The organism is Chamaesiphon sp. VAR_69_metabat_338 (genome assembly GCF_031423935.1).
Lineage (GTDB): Bacteria > Cyanobacteriota > Cyanobacteriia > Cyanobacteriales > Chamaesiphonaceae > Chamaesiphon.
The window spans coordinates 1-1,742 of sequence record NZ_JANPGM010000148.1 but is presented as its reverse complement, the minus strand read 5'-3'; the positions used below and the strand labels follow the sequence as shown (position 1 = coordinate 1,742).

General features: G+C 49.7%; 1 protein-coding gene. It reads right to left on the bottom strand.

Annotated elements, in window-relative coordinates; genetic code table 11:
- Positions 1-33: 33 nt before the first annotated feature.
- Entirely contained in the window at positions 34-1,464 is a 1,431-nt protein-coding gene (locus tag RMO84_RS04365; protein WP_396135767.1) for a phosphoglucomutase/phosphomannomutase family protein, read from the bottom strand.
- Positions 1,465-1,742: the final 278 nt, after the last annotated feature.

Here is a 1,742-nt window from a genome sequence, read left to right as displayed (position 1 = left end):
TTTACACACCGGATTTAGTATTAGCCCTATCCCCTATTTCAGAGCATCGATCGCTGCTTCCATTGTCGAGGCTAGTTTTTGCAACTGCTCGGCAGAGTGAGTCTCTAGATAGACGCGGATCAGCGGCTCGGTACCAGAAGCACGCAACAGCACCCAGCTACCATCGGCGAGATAGAATTTTACGCCATCTTTCCGACCGACTTCTTTAACGTCAATTCCCGCGATATTCGTCGGCGGTTTTTCACTATAAGTCTTCATCACTGCTTCTTTGTGCGCATTGTCTAGATGTAAATCCAGACGACGGTTGGACAGAGGGCCACCCGCTTCGGCGATGACTTCGGCAACCATCTGGCTCAAGGGTTTCCCTTCATAAGCGATCGCTTCAGCAATCAGCATATCCGCTAGGATGCCATCTTTTTCGGGAATGTGGCCGATGATGCTCAAGCCGCCAGATTCTTCACCACCGATCAAAACGGGGATAATCCGCATCTGCTCGCCGATATATTTGAAGCCGACAGCGGTTTCAATTAGGGGGACGCCATGCTTAGCAGCAAAGTTGTCGAGGAGGTGGGTAGTCGCCACCGTACGGACGATCGCGCCCGTTTTACCTTTGTTTTTAATTAAATGCTTGGCTAGAACTAGGAGGACGGTGTTAGGCGTCAATACGTTACCCAGCTCATCGACGATCCCAAATCGATCGGCATCGCCATCAGTTGCAACACCCAGATCTGCTTTATCCTTTTGGACGGCGGCAATCAGCTCGCCCAATAGTTCGGCCTTTGGTTCGGGCATCCCGCCCCCAAATAATACATCCCGCTGCATGTGGAAATTTTCGATCTCACACCCACAATGGAGTAAGACCTTATCTAAATATCCCCGCGAGGTGGAATACATCGCATCGAACTTAACCTTGAGCTTGGCCGATCGAATCCGCTCGACATCAAGCAGAGTATAGATAAATTTGAAATACTCCGGCTGCGGGTCGAAAGTGCTAATCTTGCTGCTATTCTTCTTTTCGGGCGGCGCATCGCTAGCACTAGCGAGATTACCGACGATCGTATCCGTGATTTCTAAAGTTGCTGGCCCTGCATAATCGGGGATATATTTAATCCCACAATAGGCAGCAGGATTATGGCTGGCGGTAAACATTAACGCACCCGCAGAATTGAGGTGCTTGGCATTGAAAGCGATAACTGGGGTCGGACAATCTCGATCGACAATTTTCACCGTCCAACCCAAATCGGCTAAGATTTCTGCTGCCGTGTAGGCAAACTTATCTGCTAAAAATCTCGGATCGTAAGCGACTAACACCGGACGATCCTGGCTATAAGCCGTGCTCAGATATGCGGCGATCGCTCGTGTGACCTTGCATACATTCGCAAAGGTAAAATCCTCGGCGATGATTCCCCGCCATCCGTCAGTTCCAAACTTAATTTGATGCGTACTGCTACTACCTGCGCTCATCATCGATCGCCTTCTCTCTCTGTGATATTCACTCTCTTTACACTATCATAAGCCGGGATCTCGAATCGTCGTGTAGTTATCAAAGCGCAGTCGATCGATAGTCTTATGCCTCATTCCTCACAATTAACCTGTAGGGGTAATGCCTTGTGCTTACCCCACATCGATGAGGGTACCCACAAGCGGCGTTTTTATGTCTAGGGTTCCCCCGAATAAAAAAACGACAAGACAGCGACTGAAATCACGCGGAGGTTCCCGTCTAGCGACACGTCTCGCTTTGC